Genomic DNA, 19,420 nt, shown 5'->3' on the forward strand with positions numbered 1-19,420 from the left:
TCGATGCGGACGATGCGGTGGGCGGCCCGTGGCGCTATGGCGCTGGCGGCGGCCGTCACCTTCCTCGTCTCGGTGCCCTCGCCTGCCCCCGCGTCCGAAGGGGAGAAGCCCGTTGCGCGCACCTACGTCAAGGTGGCCGATGCGCCACGCACCCAGGAATGGAGCGACGCCGACGGCAAGAGCGTCGGCTGCATCTCCTGTCACACCGCATCCGATCGCAAGACGATGCACGGTACCGAAGCGGTCGTGCTCGGTTGCGTCGATTGCCATGGCGGCGACGCCACGGTCAGCGTCGATGCTGGCCTGAAGGCGACCGACGCCGCCTATGTCCGCACCCGCGACAAGGCGCATGTCCTGCCGAAATATCCCCACGCCTGGAACTGGCCATCGTCGGCCAACCCCAAGCGCAGCTACACCTTGTTGAACAAGGAAGCGCCCGAATATATCCGCTTCGTCAATCCGTCCGACTACCGCGTAGCGCGGCAGGCCTGCGGGGCCTGCCACCTGGAGATCATCCAGGCGTCGGAGCGATCGTTGATGGCCACCGGCGCGATGCTGTGGGGCGGCGGCGCCTATAATAACGGCATCGTTCCCTACAAGAACTATGTGTTCGGCGAAGCCTATACCGCCAAGGGCGAGCCTGCGCAGATCAAGTCGCCTGGCAGCCCTCCCGGCACTGTCACGCCCGAGCAGAAGGCGCGCGGGGCGCTGCCGGTAATGTACCCGCTGCCGACCTGGCACGTGATCCCGCCCGGCGACATCTTCCGCGTGTTCGAGCGCGGCGGACGCACCATCAACAGCGGCTTCGCCGAAATCGGCCTGCCCAACTCGACCGGCAGCATCCAGCGCCTCGAGGAGCCGGGCCGTCCCGACCTGAAACAGTCGAACCGCGGCCCCGGCACCGGCCTGCGCGTCGCGATCCCGGTCCTCAACATCCACAAGACCCGTCTGAACGACCCGTTCACCTGGTTCATGGGCACCAACGACCAGCCCGGCGACTATCGCAATTCGGGCTGCGCATCCTGCCACGTCGTCTATGCGAACGACCGCGAGCCCACCCACAGCCTGATCTACGCCCAATATGGCCGCGACGGGCAGACCGCGACGGTCGATCCGACGATCAAGGACAAGCTGGAGCCAAAGGACGACAGGCATGGCCGCGGCCACGACGACGCCAATGCCCATGCCGACAAGGCCGCACATGGCGCCGAGGGCGTGCCGCAGCATCCGATCGGCGCGATGAAGGAAAAGGGTCACCCGATCCAGCACGCCTTCACCAAGGCGATCCCGACAGCGCAGTGCATGAATTGCCACATGCACCAGCCCAACATTTTCCTGAATTCCTATCTCGGCTACACGATGTGGGACTATGAGTCCGACGCGCCGCTGATGTGGCCCGAGCATCAGAAGAACCCGACGATCGCCGAGCGACATGCCGTCCAGCAGCGCAACCCCGAGGCTGCCGCCGCTATCGGCAAATGGTCCGACCTCGATTTCCTGCGCAACGTCTATGACGACGTAAACCCGAAGGCCAAGGACACGCAGTTCGCCGATTATCACGGCCATGGCTGGAACTTCCGGGCGATCTACAAGCGCGACCGCGAGGGCAACCTGCTCGACGCGGAGGGCAAGATCGTCTCGCCCGACGATGCCGAGAAGTTCCGCAAGAACGGCATGCCTGAGTTCGCTCCCGTCGGCGAGCAGAAGGGCAAGGCGGTCCACATGATGGACATTCACGCCGAAAAGGGCCTGCAGTGCGCCGACTGCCATTTCGCGCAGGACAGCCATGGCAATGGCCTGATCTACGGCGAAGTCGCCAATGCGGTGGAGATCGGGTGCAAGGACTGCCACGGCACCCCCGACGCCTTCCCGACGCTGCGCACGTCCGGGCCGGCCGCTCGTCCCGGCGGCACCGACCTCTCGCTGCTCCGCAATTCGGATGGCCGCCGCCGCTTCGAATGGACGGTCGACGCCAATGGCGAGCGCGCGCTGATCCAGCGCTCGATCGTCGATCCCAGGCTCGAATGGAAGGTTTCGCTGGTCAAGGAATCGGTCGACCGCGACAGCGCCCATTTCAATCCGCTGGCGGCCCGCTCCAAGCTGATGGGCAAGGCCGGCGTCGAAACCGGCAAATTCGACTGGGGACCGGGCGTCGCGCCCGAGGACCGGGCGCATAATGTCGACAAGATGGCCTGCTTCACATGCCACCTGTCGTGGACCACGTCGTGCGGTGGCTGCCATCTGCCGATCGAGGCCAACTGGAAGACCAGCAGCCACAAATATGACGGCATCGAGACCCGCAACTTCGCGACCTATAATCCGCAGGTCGCGCGCGACGAAATGTTCCAGCTCGGCATCCACCAGACCACCAAGGGCAACATCATCGCGCCGGTGCGATCGACGTCGGCGCTGGTGCTGTCGTCGACCAACCTGAACCGCGAGCGCATCTACATCCAGCAGCCGCCGCTATCGTCGGCCGGCTTCTCGAGCCAGGCCTTCGCGCCGCATTTCCCGCACACGGTCCGCAAGACCGAGACCAAGAAGTGCACCGACTGCCACCTGTCGGTGGACGACGACAACAACGCGATCATGGCGCAGCTCAATCTGCTCGGCACCAACTTCGTCAACTTTGTCGGCATGAATGCCTGGACGGGGTTGGAGAAGGGCATCGAGGCGATCCGCGTCACCGAGTGGAGCGAACCGCAGGCCGTGATCGGCTCCTATCTCCACAAATATGCCTATCCGGACTGGTACAAGCAGCATCTGGACCATGGCCGCGAGCTGATCGAATGGGTGCGTGGCACGCGTTTCGGAAAGAACGGATCGGGCGAGCCCGACGCCGTCGAGGAGTTCGCCAACACCCATCATGCCACCGACGGTGCTGCACGCTGCGTGCAGCTGCGCGGCGAATATTTCTTCGTGGCCGAAGGCAAAGGCGGCTTCCGCGTCTATGACGTGGCGTCGATCGCCAACAAGGGCACCTCGCAGCGCATCCTCACCGCGCCCTTTTCGCCGCTGGGCCAGGACGATCATGTCGGCAGCACCAACGCGACCTGCATGGCTTTGCCGACCGACCAGAATATCTCGACCGAGCGCAATGATCACATCATCAAATATTATCCCGAGAACGAAGAGCAGAAGATGGGCGAAATCTATCGCTACGCCTTCGTCACGGACTCGGTCGAAGGCCTGATCGTCGTCAACGTCGAGACGCTGTCCGACGGCGAGCCCCGCAACAACTTCCTCAAGCGCACCGTCACCTGGAATGAGAACAACATCCTCGCCGGCGCGCGCCACATCACGCTGGGCGGCAACTATGCCTATATCACGGCCGATGTCGGCCTGGTGGTGGTCGATATCAGTGACCCCAAGCATCCCAGGCTGGCGGCGACGGTGCCGCTGCGCGATGCCCGCGCCTCGGCGCTGCAGTTCCGCTACCTGTGGGTAACCACCGCCGAGGGACTGCAGCTGCTCGACGTGACCCATCTCGACCGGCCGGTTCTGATTCCTTCGGCGACGGTGCCGATCGCCAATGCCCAGCGCGTCTATGTCGCGCGGACCTACGCCTATGTGGCCGCCAAGCAGGATGGCCTGGTGATCGTCAACGTGACGCGGCCACTGAAGCCGGTGGTTTACCAGAAGGTGACGTTCGACGGCAGGCTCAACGACGCCGAGGACGTGATCGTCGGCACCACCAATGCGTCGCTGTTCGCCTATGTCGCCGACGGCCGCAACGGCCTCAAGGTGATCCAACTCACCTCGCCCGCCAGCCAGCCCAATTTCTACGGCTTCGCGCCCGCGCCCAAGCCCGAGCTGATTGCCTGGGCCCGCACCCCCTCGCCCGCGCTCGCGCTGTCGAAAGGCCTCGACCGCGACCGTGCGGTGGACGAGAGCGGCAACCAGATCGCGATCTTCGGCCGTGTGGGATCACGCCCGTTCAAGCGCAGCGAAATGGAACGCCTGTTCCTCAACTCCCGCGGCGAACCTTGGAAGGTCAGCGACACGGCGACCTTCGCGGACTGGGTACCGGGACGGAAATAGCCTGATATTCTTGGATGGCAGATCACTGCACCCGGCGGAGGCCGGGCCCTGTTCATGCCATGCGAAAGCGACTCAGGCGTCGAGCGCCTTCTCCAGCACCACCATTTCGAGCGGGGGATCCATCTCGATCGGGAAGGGGCGCCGTTCGCCTGTCTTCCGATATCCACGCCGCTCATAATAGGCGATCAGCTCGGAACGCTGGGAGATCACGGTCATCTCCATCAGATGCGCCTCGAACGCCGCAACCGCGGTCGTCTCGGCCGCAGCGATCAGCATCTTGCCCAGTCCGCGCGTCTGCAGCTGCGGATCGACAGTCAGCAGTCCGAGATAGGCGGTGCCATATTCGCGGTCACTGACCTGGACGCAGCCGGCCAGGCGATCGCCATCAACTGCCACCAGCAGCCGCTCATTATCATCGTCGATGGTGGCGGCCAGGATGTCGTGGCTGGTTCGCTGACCCTCCAGGATGATGTCAGCCTCATGCGTCCAGCCAGCCTTGGCCTCATCGCCGCGATAGGCGCGTTCGACCAGCAGGTGGAGCTCCGCCAGATCGGCGTGGCTGGCACGGCGTATCGTCAAGGACAACTTCATCCCTTCAGGCTCTCGGGTGGGCATTGCGATAGACGTCCATCAGGTGCGCGGAATCGACACCGGTGTAGACCTGGGTCGACGACAGGCTGGCATGGCCGAGCAATTCCTGCAGCGATCGCAGGTCGGCGCCGCGTCCCAGCAGGTGGGTGGCGAAACTGTGCCGCAGCGCATGGGGCGTGGTCCGCTCACTCAGGCCGAGCCGCCCCCGCGCCGCCTGCACCGCGCGGCGGATAAGCTCGGGCGCCAGTGGGCCACCGCGTGCACCGCGAAACAATATCTCGCCGCGCGCCGTGCCATAGGGCGATAAGGCCACATAGCGCTCGATCGCGATCCGGACGGGTTCGAGCATCGGCACCACCCGGGTCTTGGCCCGTTTGCCGGTCACCATCAACCTGTCCCCCAGCGGCATTATGTCGCCGGTCAGCGCCATCGCCTCGCCGATCCGCAACCCCGCTCCGTAGAGTAGCAGCAGCACGGCCTCGTCGCGCGCGGCGATCCAAGGGTCGGCGGCCGAATCCGCGGCATCTTCAGTGATTGCGCTGACATCGTCGGGCGAGATCGGGCGCGGTACGCCGCGCTTGATGCGCGGCCCCTTGACCTTGACCGGTTTGGCTGCGCCCTCGCGAACGGCGACATAGTCGAGGAAGGTGCGGACCGCCGACAATTCTCGCGCGGCGGAGACATTGGCCAGTCCCTCCGCGCGCCGCTCGGCGAGATAGCCCCGAAAGTCGCCGCGCTCGAGATGCGCCAGCAGCTTGCCATCCACCGGGACACCGCGATGCCGGCCGATGAAGGCAATCAATCGATGCGCCGTCGCAAGATAGGCTCTTATGGTATGTTCGGAGCGACGCCGGTCGCGGCGCAGATGATCCGCCCAATCCACGGCAAGCGTGCGGGCGGGATGATCATCCAGTGTCAGGGCAGCAACCACCGCCCTATCATGCGCGAAAGCATCGCCCCGAGGAAGCCCAGCAATTCGGAACCCGCACGGGTATCGAAACCCTGCGGCCGGCGCTGGCCCAGCGCGACCACGCCGCCGGGAAGCGGTGGCTCGGACGGGAGGCGTACCAGCGCCTCGGCGCGAATAAGCTCGGAAGCCGGGCCGAACAGCGGATGGCCGCGCTCCACGCCGCGCATCACTACGCCCTGGATGTCCGCGATCGACCGCTCGATGATTCGCCGCTCGACGAACTGCATGCCAGACGCATCCGCTCGCAATCCCTTGTCGCCGACGAACAGCGCGACCGAAACCGCATCCAGCCCGAGCAGATCGGGCCACAGCTGGGTGACGATATGGATCAGGTGATCGAGGCCGTCGGCCTCGGTCGCGGCGAGCACGGCCGAATGGATCGAGGAAACAGCGCCGGAATGGCCGCGGGCAAAAGCGATCAGATCCTGATTCGCCTCCTCGACTTCGGCCATGCGCCGCCTCAGCGAGGCCATCGCACCGCCTTCGAAATCGATCACGCTTCCCATGGACGGCAGTTTAGCGTCCAATGGTTAACGCACAATTCGTTTGTTTGCGCTCAGAGGATGCTTTGCCCGGTCTTGGCCCAGTCGGCCATGAAGCCGGCAATGCCTTTTTCGGTCAGCGGATGATTGAACAGCGAGCGGATCACGGCCGGCGGCGCGGTCATCACATCGGCGCCTATCTTCGCGGACTCGAGGACGTGGATCGGGTGGCGCACGCTGGCGACCAGGATCTCCGTGCCGAAGTCGTAATTGTCATAGATCTGGCGGATGTCGGCAATCAGGCCCATGCCGTCGAAGCCGATATCGTCATGCCGGCCGACGAACGGCGAGATGAACGAAGCGCCCGCCTTGCCGGCGAGCAACGCCTGGTTCGCCGAAAAGCACAGCGTGACGTTGACCATCGTGCCGTCGTCCGACAGCGCCTTGCAGGTCTTGAGGCCGTCGATCGTCAATGGCACCTTGATGCAGACATTGTCCGCGATCTTCCGCAGCAGTTCGGCTTCGCGCATCATCGTAGCATGATCGAGCGCCACGACCTCAGCCGACACGGGGCCGGACACCAGGCCGCAAATCTCGGCGATCACTTCCACGAATTTGCGGCCCGACTTCGCGATCAGCGATGGGTTGGTAGTCACGCCATCGACCAGACCGGTCGCAGCCATATCGGCGATTTCGGCAGTGTCGGCGGTATCGACGAAGAATTTCATGGGGCGCCCCTTGGCTATATCGATCTTTGCGCCCGCCTATAACGGCGGCTGGCGCATCCGCCTAGGGACTGTCCGGCACTCCCGGAACAAAAGCGGCTGCAGGAGTGTTGCGCCCGGGCATATCGAACCTCACGCCGGAGTTCACCCAAGTTAGCAATGGCCTGACAATGGCACCCCAACACCCACAAGCCTCGCTTTCGGCAGAGAAGAATGTGGTGATGTTGTTCCTCGGCGGAGCGCATCAGCTGTTTCACCTGGCGCCCGTCGCCGCCATGTTGAGCCGGATCGCCCCCGGCACTGCTGTCACCTGCATCGCCGCCGACGCTCATGTCGGGCAACTGCTGGCGGACGTCCGCGACCGGTTGAATTCACCTGACATGGCGATCGAGGTGGTCGATCCGCCCCGATGGGGCCACCGCCTGGCCGCGCTGTTCAGGCGCCATAGCCTCGTGAAGCTCGCGCTGCTCTGCAGCCTCGCACGCCGGCTGTCGTCGGCAGCCGCCATCGTAACGCCGGAGCGGACCTCGGCCTGGCTGCGCATCCTGCACGTCACGCGCGCCCGCATGATCCACTTCCGCCACGGCGCTGGGGACCGCGCGCCTTCATCCGAGCGGAGGCTGAAAGCCTTCGACCTGATCGTCGTGCCGGGCGAGAAAGATATCGAACGCGCTATAGAACTGCGGCATGTCGATCCGGCGCGCCTGAAGGCCGGTGGCTATGTGAAGCTCGACTACCTGCGCCACTATGTCCGCTGCGACGCTCGGCTGTTCGACAATGATCGGCTGACCATCGTCTATAATCCCCATTTCGATCGCGCCATATCGTCGATCGACGTGGCGAGAACGGTGGTAGAGACGATCCGGAAAGATGGCCGCTACAATCTCGTCTTAGCACCGCATATCCGTATCGCCGAAAACATGACGTCGGATGATCGCGCCAGTTGGGACGCACTGGGCGAGCCCGGCCGTGTCATCGTCGATCTTGATTCGGATCGGCTGATCGACATGAGCTATATGCGCATGGCCGACATCTATCTGGGCGACATGTCGAGCCAGCTATACGAGTTTCTGGTGGAGCCGCGGCCAGTGGCGTTCGTCAACGCGCATGGCGTCGATTGGGAAGATGATCCCCGCTATGCCGGTTGGCATCTCGGCAAAGTCGCCGTGCGGGCGGAACACCTGATGCGGGCGATCGACAGTGCTGTTGCCGAACATCCCGGCATGATCGAGCGCCAGCAAGCGGCGGTGCGGCGGGCGTTCGGCGAGATCGATGGCGCCTGCGAGCGCGCCGCACATATATTGGCCGAAATGATCGCCGAGCCGGCATCGAAATCGTTCCCGGCGCAGCAGCTGGCGGGCGGAAGAGTTGCAGCCCTGAGGCCCTCCCCCTAAGCACGGTCGCATGGCTCGTGCCCATGTGCTTCTCGTCAATCCTGCCCTTGGCCCGCTCGATTATCGCGTCGATCGGGAGCATATCGTCACGCCCGGCAGCATCGTCCTCGCGCCGCTGGGGCCACGCCAGATGGTAGGCGTCGTCTGGGAGGAAGAGACGCTGCCGTCGGCCGACCAGGTCGGCGACAACCGGCTGCGGCCGCTGCTCGGCGTCTATGACGTGCCGCCGATCGCCGCGCCGCTGCGCCGGCTGATCGAATGGACCGCCGACTATTATCTGGCGCCRCCCGCGGCGGTGTTGCGGATGGCCCTGCCGTCGTCGAGCGCGCTCGACGGCGCGCGCACCATCACCGAATATCGCCTGACCGGCGAGCGGCCCGGCAGGGTGACGCCGCAGCGTGAACAGGCGCTCGACCGGATCGGCCAACGCCAGGGGCTGATCCGCGAACTGGCCACCATCGCCGACGTCTCCGACGCAGTGATCCGCGGCCTGGTCAAATCCGGGGCGATCGAGGCGGTGACGGTATCGATCGACACGCCTTGGCCGTCGCCCGATGCCGACCACGACGTGCCTATTCTGTCGGATGAGCAGCAGCTTGCCGCCGGCCTGCTGGCCGATGCGGTGCGGGCGGCCGACTTTCATCCCTTCCTGCTCGACGGCGTCACGGGATCCGGCAAGACCGAAGTCTATTTCGAGGCGATCGCCGAGGCGCTTCGCCTGGGCCGGCAGACGCTGGTCCTGTTGCCCGAAATCGCGCTGACCGAGCCCTTCCTGAAGCGGTTCGAAGCGCGTTTCGGCCATTTGCCGGTCGCCTGGCACAGCGAACTCCGCCAGTCGCAGCGGCGGCGCGCCTGGCGGGGTATCGCCAATGGCGAGGCGCAGGTGGTGGTCGGGGCGCGCTCCGCGCTATTCCTGCCGTACCGCAATCTTGGCCTGATCGTCGTCGACGAGGCGCATGAAGCCAGCTTCAAGCAGGAGGACGGGGTCCTCTATCATGCCCGCGACGTGGCGGTGATGCGCGCCAAGCTGGAAACAATCCCGATCGTGCTCGCCTCGGCCACCCCGGCGATCGAGACCCGGCAACAGGCGGCGATCGGACGCTATACCGAACTCAAGCTGGCCTCACGCCACGGCGGCGCCGAGATGCCACAGATCGACGCGGTCGATCTGCTCGCCGAGCCACCGCCGCGCGGCCGCTGGCTGGCGCCGTCGCTCGTGCGCGCGATGCAGGACCGGCTGGAAAAGGGCGAGCAGAGCCTGCTCTTCCTCAACCGCCGCGGCTACGCACCGCTGACGCTGTGCCGAACCTGCGGGCATCGCTTCCAATGCCCGAACTGCACCGCATGGATGGTCGAGCATCGCCTGCTCAGCCGGCTGCAATGCCATCATTGCGGGCACAGCATGCCGCCGCCCGCGCAATGCCCCGAATGCAAGGACGAGGATAGCCTGGTGGCGTGCGGCCCCGGCGTCGAGCGGATCGCCGACGAAGTGACGGCTCTGTTCCCCGAAGCGCGGATCGCTATGGCCACGTCCGACACCTTGTCGACGCCAGTGCGCGCCGCCGAGTTCGTCGAGCGGATGGACGCGGGTGATATCGACGTGGTCGTCGGCACCCAGCTCGTCACCAAGGGCTATCATTTTCCCGAGCTGACGCTGGTCGGGGTGATCGACGCCGACCTGGGCCTTTCCGGTGGCGATCTCCGCGCCGCCGAACGCAGCTTCCAGCAGATCTCCCAGGTGGCGGGCCGCGCAGGCCGAGGTGCGAAGCCGGGCCATGTCTATATCCAGACCCACGCCCCCAAGGCGCCGGTGATCCAGGCGTTGCTGTCCGGCGATGCGCAGAGCTTTTACGCAGCTGAGACCGAAGCGCGGAAGATGGCCGAAGCGCCGCCGTTCGGCCGCTATGCCGCGATCATAGTGTCTTCGGAAAAGCTGGATGAAGCCGCTGTCACGGCGCGACTGATCGGCCGCACCTCGCCCGCAGTGGAGGGCATGCACGTCTATGGCCCGGCCCCCGCCCCGCTGGCGATGCTGCGCGGACGGCACCGGCAGAGGCTGCTGGTTCACGCACGGCGCTCGCTCGACGTCCAGCAGGTCATAAGGGACTGGCTCGGCCCGCTGGAGTGGCCGCGCGGCGTGCGCGTGGCGGTGGATGTCGATCCCTACAGCTTCCTTTGACTTTTCATCGTCATCTCAGCGGAAGCTGGGATCTCGCTGCCTTTCTCGTCCGCACAAGGGAACTGAGATTCCAGCTTTCGCCGGAATGACGAAGAGAAGAGGACGAAGCGCTTGAAGTTAACCTGCCCAAGTGCTGAAACCCCATGATGACAGGGGGGCGCCGCATCACCATCCGATCGATTCTGGCTGTCGCAGTACTGCTGTTCACGGCTCTCCTGATCGCCGATCCCGCCATCGCCTCCACCGCAGGGCCGGCGCAGACCGGCGCGCTCGACCGGGCAATGACGACGATCTCGGGGGATGGCCGGCCGCTGTCGCTGTCGTTGCAGATCCTGGTGCTGATGAGCCTGCTGACGGTGCTGCCGTCGCTGGTGCTGATGATGACCAGCTTCACCCGGATCATCATCGTGCTGTCGCTGCTGCGCCAGGCGCTAGGCCTGCAGCAGACGCCGCCGAACCAGGTGCTGGTCGGCCTGGCGTTGTTCCTGTCGCTGTTCATCATGCGGCCGTCGATCGACCAGATCAACGCCAATGCCTTCAAACCCTATGGCGCCGGGCAGATCACGATGGAGGAGGCGATCACCCGCAGCGGCACGGTGTTGCACCGGTTCATGGTCCTCCAGACCCGTCAGACCGACCTGAAGCTGTTCGCTGATCTCGCCAAGGCACCGCGCTTCGCCCGCGCGGCCGACATTCCCTTCTCCATCCTGCTGCCGGCTTATGTCACGAGCGAGTTGAAGACGGCGTTCCAGATCGGCTTCCTGATATTCCTGCCGTTCCTGGTGATCGACCTGGTGGTCGCGTCGACCTTGATGTCGCTCGGCATGATGATGCTGTCTCCGGCGATAATCTCCATGCCATTCAAACTGTTATTGTTCGTTCTTGTCGACGGATGGGCACTAACTATGGGCTCGCTGGCGGGGAGCTTCGCGACGTGAGGGGCGCCTTCTCGCCCGTCATCCCAGCGAAAGCTGGGATCTCTTTGCCTTGTCCATCGCCAGAGAAAAGGGAGATCCCAGCTCTCGCTGGGATGACGAATGGTGGGTCGATGGCGCGCGCGCATGGATAGCGCCGGCTCCCCCGACTATTTCATCGGCATCGCCCAGCAGGCGATGTGGATCCTTGCGCTCGCATCGGCGCCGATCCTGATCCCGGCCCTCGTCGCCGGCATCATCCTGGGCATGATCCAGGCGGCGACCTCGATCAACGAGCAGACGCTGAGCTTCGTGCCCAAGCTGATCGTCGTCGGCATTGCGCTGGCCCTGTTCGGTGGCGCGATCATGATGCTGCTCGCCGATTTCACCCGCGAGATGTTCGCGCGGATTCCGGACATGCTGAGATGATACCCCAAGGCCTGGCCGGGGTGGAAACCCAGCTCTGGCTCTGGATGATCGCGATGATCCGGCCTGGTGCCGCTTTCATCGCCGCCCCGGTGTTTGGCGCGCCGCAGGTTCCGCTGCAGCTTCGTGCGGTCGTGGCGCTGGCGATCGGAGTGCCGGCGCTGGCCAATACACCCTTCGTATTGCCGGTGGGCGGGGTCGTCTCGGTTGCCGGCTTCGTGCTGGTCGCTGGCGAGGTGCTGGCCGGACTGGCGCTGGGTTTTGCCGTCCAGATCGGTTTTTCCGCCGCGATGGTCGCAGGCGAGGTGATCGGCAACGCCATGGGCCTGGGCTTTGCCGCGATAGTCGATCCCGCGAGCGGAGCCCCAAGCCCCGCGGTCAGCCAGTTCCTGTCCTTGATGGCGGTCTTCCTGTTCCTGTCGACCGGCGGCCATCTCCAGCTCGCTGCGATCATCGTCGAAAGCTATCACGCGCTGCCGCCGGGCGAGGCGTGGCTCGGGGCGAAGAGCGTGCAAGGCCTGGTGTTGTTTGGCGGCGACCTGTTCGCCGCCGGGCTCGCTATCGCGCTGCCGGTGGGCTTCGCGATCATTCTCGTCCAGTTGGTGATGGCGATGCTGGCGCGCTCGGCACCGCAGATGAATATCTTCTCGGTCGGATTGCCTGCCACGCTCATGGCCGGGCTGGTGCTGATGGCGATAGCCGCGCCGGTCATGGCCGACGGCATCACCGCCGCGATCCAGCGTGGACTGGCCGAGGCCCGGCTGCTGGCCGCGGGGAAATAGGCGGTGGCCGAGGGTCCCGAGGACGACGAGAAAACCGAAGCGCCGACCGCGAAGCGCCGGCAGGATGCCACCGACAAAGGTGATGTCCTGCAATCCAAGGAGCTTGGCACCGCATTGGTGATGATTGTCGGTGCCGTCTGGATCGCGATGGCCGGCCCCTGGCTGATCGCGGCGCTCAAGCAGATGCTGTCGAACGCACTGTCGTTCGACAGCAGTGCCATCCAGGATTTCGATCCGCTCGGCGCGGTGTTCTCCACCGTCGCCACGATCGCCATGCCGATCATCCTGCTGTTCGCACTGACCATGGCAGCGGCGATCGCGGCGCCCGCGATGCTCGGGTCGCACGGCTTCCGCTGGTCGGCGATCAGCTTCAATCCGGGCAAGCTCAACCCGGCGGCGGGGCTCAAGCGCATCTTCGGCATGCAGGGGCTGATCGAGCTGGGCAAGTCGCTGCTCAAGATCATCGCGCTCGGCGCGGTCGGCTACTGGCTGCTGATGGACCAGGTCGCTGCCATCGTGACCATGGGGCAGCAGGATATGCGCACCGCGCTCAATCATCTCGGATCGACCTTCATCTTCGCGGTCCTGGTAATGACGATGGCGCTGGCGATCGTCGCCGGCGCTGACGTTCCCGCACAGATCTTCCAGCGGGCAAAAAGGCTCCGGATGTCCAAGCAGGAGATCAAGGACGAGAGCAAGCAGACCGAGGGCTCGCCCGAAATGAAAGCGGCGATTCGCCAGAAGCAGATGCAGATGGCAAAGGGCTCGGCGCGCAAGGCCGTGATCGAGGCCACCGTGGTTCTCACCAACCCCACCCATTTCGCCGTCGCCCTGCGCTACAAACCCGGGTATGACGCCGCGCCGATCGTCCTCGCCCGCGGACGCGGCGCCACCGCCGATGCGATCCGCGAGCTTGCCGCAGAACTCGAAGTGCCGTTGCTGCAATATCCGCAGCTCACGCGCGCGATCTATTATACCAGCCGTTCGGGGCAGATGATCCGCGATGACCTGTTCATCGCGGTCGCGGCGATCCTTGCCTTCGTGTTCAATCTCGACCGCGCGATGGCGGAGGGAATCGTCCAGCCCGACATCGAGGTGCCGACCGGCGCGCGGTTCGATGAGGATGGCCAGACCGTCGTCTAATCCTCGGCGCCATGAACAGGGTTAGGTGGTGTGGACAGTTACCTGAGCCATAGGACGATGGCGGCGAGGGTAACGACAGCGCGATAATTCCGGGCGGTTTTCTCGAAGCGGGTGGCGACGCGGCGGAACTGCTTGAGCTTGGAAAAGCAGCATTCGACAAGATGGCGCTGGGCATAGAGTTGCTTGTCCAGACGGTGTTTGAGTGCGCGCGAGGGGTTGTTGGGGATGACGGCGATAGCGCCTTTGTCAGCAATGGCTTTTCGCAGCGCGTCAGCATCATAGGCTGTATCCGCCATAACGACCTCGGCGGGCAGCCCCTCGATCAAGGCTCCGGCTTGGGGCGCATCGCCCTTTTGACCGGCGGTCAGCGTGAACCGAACGGGACAGCCAAGTCCGCGTACCGCCATGTGGATCTTGGTGCTCAGCCCCCCGCGCGAGCGGCCAAGGGCTTGATCTTCAGGCCCCCTTTTTTAGCCCCGGCAGCGTGCTGATGGGCGCGAACTACGGTGCTGTCGATGATCAGATATTCGAAGTCCGGATCATCCGACATCGCCTCGAATATCCGCCACCAGACCCCTTTGGCGCTCCATCGGCTGAAGCGGCGGAATGCGCTGTTCCAGTCTCCGAATACCTCCGGCAAATCTCGCCACGGCGAGCCCGTCCGCACAATCCATAAAACCGCCTCGACGAACATGCGATTATCCCGGCCCGTCGAGCCCTTCTGATCGGGGCGCCCTATAATCAACGGCGCCATGCGGTCCCACCCACTGTCGGTCAGCACCAACCGGTCCATCACACCCATGACTGCCTCCAAAAGACAGCCTTGAATCAGAACTCAGCCCAAAAGGGAATCCTTAGAGTCCACACCGCCTAGCCCACCCGGTAGGGCACCACGTCGCGACGATCCGCATCGACGGTGATCTCACGGCCGGCCGGCGGGAAGGCGCGCTGGTCGCAATGCTGGCGTGGGCAGAGCCGGCAGGAAATGCCGATCGGCATCGCCGCCTCGACATTGGCGATGTCCAGCGCGTCGGCATAGATGAAGTCGCGGGCGTGCTCGACCTCGCAGCCGAGCGCTACGGCGAAGCGACGCGGCGCGCGGGTGAAAGAGCCCGAAGGCTTCACCAGGCCCTTGGCCATCGAGACATAGCGCGCGCCGTCGGGCATCTCCGCCATCTGGACCAGGATCCGATCGGGAATCGCCACCGCCTCATGCACGATCCATAGCGGGCAGGCGCCGCCGAAGCGCGCGAACTGCAGCCGCGTCGCGGAGTGGCGCTTGGTGATGTTGCCGGCCATGTCCACCCGGCAGAAGAAAAAGGGCACGCCGCGCTCGGCCGGGCGCTGCAAGGTCGACAGCCGATGGCAAGCCTGTTCGAAGCTGACTCCGAAGCGCTGGCACAGCCGGTCGATGTCGTGGCGCATCGCCCGCGCGGTTTCGCGGAACCGGCCATAGGGCATCAGCAGCGCGCCGGCCGCATAATTGGCGAGGCCGACCGAGAGCAGCGGGTGCGCCTCGGCCGCGCGCAGCTGCGCCTTGCCGGCCACGACGGCGATCTGCCAGCGGAATTCGAGCAGGGCGAGCTGGTGCGCCATCATGAAGCGCCGGGTCTCGGGCGGCTGGGCGGTACCGATCGTCAGCAGCCCGCGCGCGCGGTCGAACCGGCGCAGCATGCCGCCATCGTCGCTCGCTACGAGAACATCGACGCCGTGGCGCTCCTTCAGCACATGCGCGATCAGGCCCTCGGTCAACGGCTCGGCGTCAAGTTCCTGCGCCAGCGTCTCCGCGGCGCGGTCGATGCTGTCGACATAATTGCCCTCCTCGTGGAACCAGTCGCGCACTTCTTCCCAGGGCAGCCGGTCATCGCCGGGCACGCCGATCGCGATCCGGTCATCGACCATCTGCAACCGGCCCTCGATGCGGCGATAGGCATCATGCAGCCGGACGAAATGGTCGGCGAAAAGCGGCTGCTGCTCCACCGCGCGATGTAGCGCCGGCCCGCCCAGGCCCGCCGCCGCGAACAGCGGATCGGCAAAGGCCTCGCGCAGCGCGGCCAGCCGCCGGTCGGCATCGTCGGCCTGCGCGCCATTCCAGTCGATCGGGAAGGCGCGGGCAAAGGATTCGGTCACCGCCGGCGTGACCGGCCGGTCGTCATTTTCGAGTTGTGAGAGATAGGATACCGACAGCCCGACCCGCTGCGCCATCGCGGCCTGACCGAGCCCGGCACGCTGGCGAAGAGCCTTCAGCTCGTGCCCCGCGAATAATCTGGTTCCGGTGCGCCTCGCCATCTTCAGCTCTCATTTTGCAAAATGCAGATCTTAATCCGCAAATAGCTTGGCACAGCACCGAGGGCTGGTGAAGAGGCCTGCGCCGAGGCTATTTGCAAATCTCCATTTCGCAATTCCGCAATTTCACATTTGCGTTATCCCGCAAAGCTTGGAAAGGGGGCGCGCAGAATCATCCAAGGGAGCAGAGTGCCCAAAATGCTGGCGATCCTGCAGAAGCTCGAAGAAAAACGCACAGCCGCGCGGCTGGGCGGCGGCAGCAAGCGCATCGACGCGCAGCACAAGAAGGGCAAGCTGACCGCGCGCGAGCGCGTCCAGGTGCTGCTCGACGAAGGCTCGTTCGAGGAGCTCGACATGTATGTCGAGCATAATTGCACCGATTTCGGCATGGAGCAGGAGCATATCCCGGGCGACGGCGTCGTCACCGGATCGGGCACGATCAACGGCCGGCTGGTGTTCCTGTTCAGCCAGGACTTCACGGTCTATGGCGGCGCGCTGAGCGAGCGGCATGCCCAGAAGATCTGCAAGGTCATGGACATGGCGATGAAGGTCGGCGCTCCGGTGATCGGCCTCAACGATTCGGGCGGCGCCCGCATCCAAGAGGGCGTCGCCAGCCTTGCCGGCTATGCCGAGGTGTTCCAGCGCAACATCCTCGCCTCCGGGGTGATTCCGCAGATCAGCGTGATCATGGGCCCCTGCGCGGGCGGCGCGGTCTATTCACCGGCGATGACCGACTTCATCTTCATGGTGAAGGACAGCAGCTTCATGTTCGTGACCGGCCCCGACGTGGTCAAGACGGTCACCAACGAGGTGGTGACCCAGGAGGACCTGGGCGGCGCCGTGACCCACACCACCAAGACCTCGGTGGCCGACAACGCCTTCGAGAACGACATCGAGGCGCTGCTCTCGGTTCGCGACTTCGTCGATTTCCTGCCGCTGTCGAACCGCCACGAGCTGCCGGTGCGTCCGACCGACGATCCGTGGGACCGGCTCGACGCCAGCCTCGACACGCTGATCCCCGACAGCGCGGCCAAGCCCTATGACATCAAGGAGCTGATCAACAAGGTCGTCGACGAAGGCGATTTCTTCGAGGTCCAGCCGAATCATGCCGCCAATATCGTGATCGGCTTCGGCCGCATCGAGGGCCGGCCGGTGGGGATCGTCGCCAATCAGCCAATGGTGCTGGCCGGCTGCCTCGACATCAACTCCTCGAAGAAGGCTGCGCGGTTCGTGCGCTTCTGCGACGCCTTCGATATCCCGATCATCACCTTCGTCGACGTGCCCGGCTTCCTGCCCGGCACATCGCAGGAGCATAACGGCATCATCAAGCATGGCGCCAAGCTGCTGTTCGCCTATGGCGAGGCCACCGTCCCGAAGATCACCGTGATCACCCGCAAGGCCTATGGCGGCGCCTATGACGTCATGGCCTCCAAGCATCTGCGCGGCGACCTCAACTATGCCTGGCCGACCGCGGAGATCGCGGTGATGGGCGCCAAGGGCGCGGTCGAGATCATCTTCCGCAAGGATATCGGCGACAAGGACAAGATCGCCGCGCGCACCAAGGAATATGAGGATCGCTTCGCCAATCCGTTCGTCGCCGCCTCGAAGGGATTCATCGACGAAGTGATCATGCCGCATTCGACACGGCGGCGGATCGCCCTGGGCCTTCGCAAGCTCCGCAACAAGAGCCTCGAAAATCCATGGAAGAAGCACGATAATATACCGTTGTGACTTCCGGCCTCTCCCGCTTGCGGGAGAGGCCTGGGAGAGGTTTTTTTAATTTTTACCGCCGCGGACCGGATCGGATGGACAGCCTGGCTAACGCTCGGCTCCTCTCCCCGAACCTCTCCCGCCAGCGGGAGAGGGAGTGAAAATGGAAGAAATCTATATCGTCAGCGGCGTTCGCACCGCGATCGGGGACTTCGGCGGATCGCTCAAGAGCTTCTTCCCGTCGGATCTCGGCACCAAGGTGGTGGCGGAGGCCATCGGCCGCGCCGGCGTCGCGCCGACCGACGTGCAGCACGTCGTCATCGGGCAGGTAATGCCGACCAGCGCCAAGGATGGCATGCTCTCGCGCACCATCGCGCTCAATGCCGGCATCCCCTTCGAGGTGCCCGCCTTCACGCTCAACCGGCTGTGCGGCTCGGGTGTGCAGGCGATCGTATCGGCGGCGCAGATGATGCAGCTTGGCGAAGCATCCATCACCGTCGCGGGCGGCGCGGAGTCGATGTCGAACGTGCCCTATCATGACCATGGCATCCGCTGGGGCACCAAGATGGGCGACAATGTCCTGACCGATGCGCTCGTCCAGGGACTGCAGGACGCCTCGGGCGGCTATCATATGGGCATCACCGCCGAAAATTGCGCCGAGCGCCACCAGATCACCCGCGAAGAGCAGGATGCGCTTGCCCTCGAGGGCCATCAGCGCGCTAGCCGCGCGATCGCGGAGGGCCGCTTCAAGGCGCAGATCCTTCCGATCGAGATCAAGACCCGCAAGGGCGTGACCGTGTTCGATACCGACGAGCATCCGCGCGCCGACACCAACGGCGAAACCCTCGCCAAGATGAAGCCGGCCTTCAAGAAGGATGGCACCGTCACCGCCGCCAATGCCTCGGGCATCAATGACGGCGCGGCCGCGGTCGTACTGGCGACAGGCAGCGAAGTCGAGAAGCGCGGCCTCAAGCCGATGGCGAAAATCATCGCCTGGGGCCATGCCGGCGTCGAGCCCGAATATATGGGCGAAGGCCCGATCAAGGCGGTCCCCGTCGCGCTCAAGCGCGCGGGCCTGAAGCTCGATGACATGGACGTCATCGAGGCGAACGAGGCGTTCGCGGCGCAGGCGCTCGCGGTCGCCAAGACGCTCGGCTTCGATCGCGAGAAGCTCAACCCGAACGGCTCTGGCGTGGCGCTCGGCCACCCGGTCGGCGCGACCGGCGCGATCCTGATGGTCAAGGCCATTTATGAGCTGCAGCGCACCGGCGGCCGCTACGGCCTGATCACGATGTGCATCGGTGGTGGCCAGGGCATCGCGATGGTGGTGGAGCGGGTCTGATGAAGCTGGGCCGCCTCAATCATGTCGGGGTCGCGACGCCCTCGATCGAGGAGAGCATCGCCTTCTATCGCGACGTCATGGGCGCGGAGGTGATCCGCGCGCCATTCGACCTGCCCGCGCAGGGCGTGAAGGTGTGCTTCGTCGACACGCCCAACAGCCAGATCGAACTGATCGAGCCGCTGGGCGAAGCTTCGCCGATCCACGGCTTTCTCGCCAAGAATCCGGCGGGTGGCCAGCATCATCTCTGCTATGAAGTGCCCGACATCCATGCCGCCAAGGCCTGGTTCGAATCCAAGGGGGCGAAAGTGCTGGGCGAGCCCCGCATCGGTGCGCATGGCACGCCGATCTTCTTCGTCCACCCCAAGGACATGGGCGGCGTGCTGACCGAGATCATGGAAACGCCTAAGGCTGGCGCGAATCACTGAGGAAGCTTCG

General features: G+C 64.8%; 16 protein-coding genes. 10 read left to right on the plus strand and 6 right to left on the minus strand.

The window, feature by feature from the left end; genetic code table 11:
- Positions 1 to 12 precede the first annotated feature (12 nt).
- A complete protein-coding gene (locus AC1DPF_RS01180; RefSeq protein WP_477959483.1) occupies positions 13 to 4,041 on the plus strand; it encodes a multiheme c-type cytochrome in 4,029 nt (1,342 codons plus the stop codon).
- Positions 4,042 to 4,113: 72 nt separating this feature from the next.
- Here the strand turns inward: AC1DPF_RS01180 and AC1DPF_RS01185 are convergent, their stop codons facing one another.
- Genes AC1DPF_RS01185 through fsa form a run of 4 tightly spaced genes read right to left on the minus strand, consistent with a single transcriptional unit; the run spans position 4,114 to position 6,812 of the window.
- Complete coding sequence (locus AC1DPF_RS01185) at positions 4,114 to 4,632, minus strand: GNAT family N-acetyltransferase (protein WP_477866249.1); 519 nt, start codon at positions 4,630 to 4,632, stop codon at positions 4,114 to 4,116.
- Between the two features lie 4 nt (positions 4,633 to 4,636).
- Positions 4,637 to 5,563: a tyrosine recombinase XerC gene (locus AC1DPF_RS01190; protein WP_477959270.1), complete on the minus strand. Its 927-nt coding sequence runs from the start codon at positions 5,561 to 5,563 to the stop codon at positions 4,637 to 4,639.
- Positions 5,548 to 6,108 carry a DUF484 family protein gene (locus tag AC1DPF_RS01195; RefSeq protein WP_340313229.1) on the minus strand — a complete coding sequence of 187 codons (561 nt, stop codon included), beginning with the start codon at positions 6,106 to 6,108 and terminating at the stop codon, positions 5,548 to 5,550. Before AC1DPF_RS01195 ends, AC1DPF_RS01190 begins: the two co-directional genes overlap by 16 nt.
- A gap of 50 nt (positions 6,109 to 6,158) precedes the next feature.
- Positions 6,159 to 6,812: a fructose-6-phosphate aldolase gene (fsa, locus tag AC1DPF_RS01200; RefSeq protein WP_477866245.1), complete on the minus strand. Its 654-nt coding sequence runs from the start codon at positions 6,810 to 6,812 to the stop codon at positions 6,159 to 6,161.
- 167 nt (positions 6,813 to 6,979) lie between these two features.
- Between fsa and AC1DPF_RS01205 the strand changes: the two genes are divergently transcribed.
- From AC1DPF_RS01205 to flhB, 6 genes are all read left to right on the plus strand, one after another.
- On the plus strand, positions 6,980 to 8,203 hold the full coding sequence (locus AC1DPF_RS01205) for a hypothetical protein (protein ID WP_477959272.1): 1,224 nt from the start codon (positions 6,980 to 6,982) through the stop codon (positions 8,201 to 8,203).
- A gap of 10 nt (positions 8,204 to 8,213) precedes the next feature.
- Positions 8,214 to 10,382, plus strand: a complete 2,169-nt coding sequence (locus tag AC1DPF_RS01210; RefSeq protein WP_477959274.1) for a primosomal protein N' — start codon at positions 8,214 to 8,216, stop codon at positions 10,380 to 10,382.
- 143 nt (positions 10,383 to 10,525) lie between these two features.
- Positions 10,526 to 11,320: a flagellar type III secretion system pore protein FliP gene (gene fliP / locus AC1DPF_RS01215; protein ID WP_477959276.1), complete on the plus strand. Its 795-nt coding sequence runs from the start codon at positions 10,526 to 10,528 to the stop codon at positions 11,318 to 11,320.
- A 123-nt stretch (positions 11,321 to 11,443) separates the two neighbouring features.
- Positions 11,444 to 11,725 carry a flagellar biosynthesis protein FliQ gene (gene fliQ / locus AC1DPF_RS01220; RefSeq protein ID WP_477866237.1) on the plus strand — a complete coding sequence of 94 codons (282 nt, stop codon included), beginning with the start codon at positions 11,444 to 11,446 and terminating at the stop codon, positions 11,723 to 11,725.
- Positions 11,722 to 12,504 (plus strand): flagellar biosynthetic protein FliR, encoded by a 783-nt coding sequence (fliR, locus tag AC1DPF_RS01225; RefSeq protein ID WP_477959278.1) that lies wholly within the window; start codon positions 11,722 to 11,724, stop codon positions 12,502 to 12,504. The genes fliQ and fliR overlap by 4 nt, the downstream gene beginning before the upstream one ends.
- Before the next feature lie 3 nt (positions 12,505 to 12,507).
- Entirely contained in the window at positions 12,508 to 13,647 is a 1,140-nt protein-coding gene (gene flhB / locus AC1DPF_RS01230; RefSeq protein WP_477959280.1) for a flagellar type III secretion system protein FlhB, read from the plus strand.
- Positions 13,648 to 13,685: 38 nt separating this feature from the next.
- On the opposite strand, the gene AC1DPF_RS01235 is transcribed toward flhB, so the two are convergent.
- Positions 13,686 to 14,449 (minus strand): IS5 family transposase gene (locus AC1DPF_RS01235; RefSeq protein WP_477959282.1). Its coding sequence is split into 2 segments (ribosomal slippage): positions 13,686 to 14,105 and positions 14,108 to 14,449, totalling 762 coding nucleotides; the frame shifts between segments, so codons are not numbered across the junction.
- 68 nt (positions 14,450 to 14,517) lie between these two features.
- Entirely contained in the window at positions 14,518 to 15,936 is a 1,419-nt protein-coding gene (locus AC1DPF_RS01240) for a helix-turn-helix domain-containing protein (RefSeq protein ID WP_477867943.1), read from the minus strand.
- Positions 15,937 to 16,131: 195 nt separating this feature from the next.
- Here AC1DPF_RS01240 and AC1DPF_RS01245 point away from each other — a divergent pair, with 195 nt between their 5' ends.
- The 3 genes from AC1DPF_RS01245 to mce all read left to right on the plus strand — a co-directional run bounded on the left by AC1DPF_RS01245 (position 16,132) and on the right by mce (position 19,410).
- On the plus strand, positions 16,132 to 17,664 hold the full coding sequence (locus tag AC1DPF_RS01245) for an acyl-CoA carboxylase subunit beta (protein WP_477869226.1): 1,533 nt from the start codon (positions 16,132 to 16,134) through the stop codon (positions 17,662 to 17,664).
- A 142-nt stretch (positions 17,665 to 17,806) separates the two neighbouring features.
- Positions 17,807 to 18,985, plus strand: a complete 1,179-nt coding sequence (bktB, locus tag AC1DPF_RS01250; protein WP_477867941.1) for a beta-ketothiolase BktB — start codon at positions 17,807 to 17,809, stop codon at positions 18,983 to 18,985.
- Positions 18,985 to 19,410 (plus strand): methylmalonyl-CoA epimerase, encoded by a 426-nt coding sequence (mce, locus tag AC1DPF_RS01255; RefSeq protein ID WP_477867939.1) that lies wholly within the window; start codon positions 18,985 to 18,987, stop codon positions 19,408 to 19,410. The genes bktB and mce overlap by 1 nt, the downstream gene beginning before the upstream one ends.
- The last annotated feature ends 10 nt before the right edge of the window (positions 19,411 to 19,420 follow it).

The organism is Rhizorhabdus sp. P4_G6 (assembly GCF_056401045.1).

What these genes read in the sequence shown, in the direction of transcription:
- fliQ (WP_477866237.1), top strand. Translation starts at nt 11,444, where the DNA reads ATGGATAGCGCCGGCTCCCCCGACTATTTCATCGGCATCGCCCAGCAG.
- mce (WP_477867939.1), top strand. Translation starts at nt 18,985, where the DNA reads ATGAAGCTGGGCCGCCTCAATCATGTCGGGGTCGCGACGCCCTCGATC.
- bktB (WP_477867941.1), top strand. Translation starts at nt 17,807, where the DNA reads ATGGAAGAAATCTATATCGTCAGCGGCGTTCGCACCGCGATCGGGGAC.
- fliR (WP_477959278.1), top strand. Translation starts at nt 11,722, where the DNA reads ATGATACCCCAAGGCCTGGCCGGGGTGGAAACCCAGCTCTGGCTCTGG.
- AC1DPF_RS01185 (WP_477866249.1), bottom strand. Translation starts at nt 4,632, where the DNA reads ATGAAGTTGTCCTTGACGATACGCCGTGCCAGCCACGCCGATCTGGCG.
- AC1DPF_RS01240 (WP_477867943.1), bottom strand. Translation starts at nt 15,936, where the DNA reads ATGGCGAGGCGCACCGGAACCAGATTATTCGCGGGGCACGAGCTGAAG.
- fsa (WP_477866245.1), bottom strand. Translation starts at nt 6,812, where the DNA reads ATGAAATTCTTCGTCGATACCGCCGACACTGCCGAAATCGCCGATATG.
- AC1DPF_RS01205 (WP_477959272.1), top strand. Translation starts at nt 6,980, where the DNA reads ATGGCACCCCAACACCCACAAGCCTCGCTTTCGGCAGAGAAGAATGTG.
- AC1DPF_RS01245 (WP_477869226.1), top strand. Translation starts at nt 16,132, where the DNA reads ATGCTGGCGATCCTGCAGAAGCTCGAAGAAAAACGCACAGCCGCGCGG.
- fliP (WP_477959276.1), top strand. Translation starts at nt 10,526, where the DNA reads ATGATGACAGGGGGGCGCCGCATCACCATCCGATCGATTCTGGCTGTC.
- AC1DPF_RS01180 (WP_477959483.1), top strand. Translation starts at nt 13, where the DNA reads ATGCGGTGGGCGGCCCGTGGCGCTATGGCGCTGGCGGCGGCCGTCACC.
- AC1DPF_RS01195 (WP_340313229.1), bottom strand. Translation starts at nt 6,108, where the DNA reads ATGGGAAGCGTGATCGATTTCGAAGGCGGTGCGATGGCCTCGCTGAGG.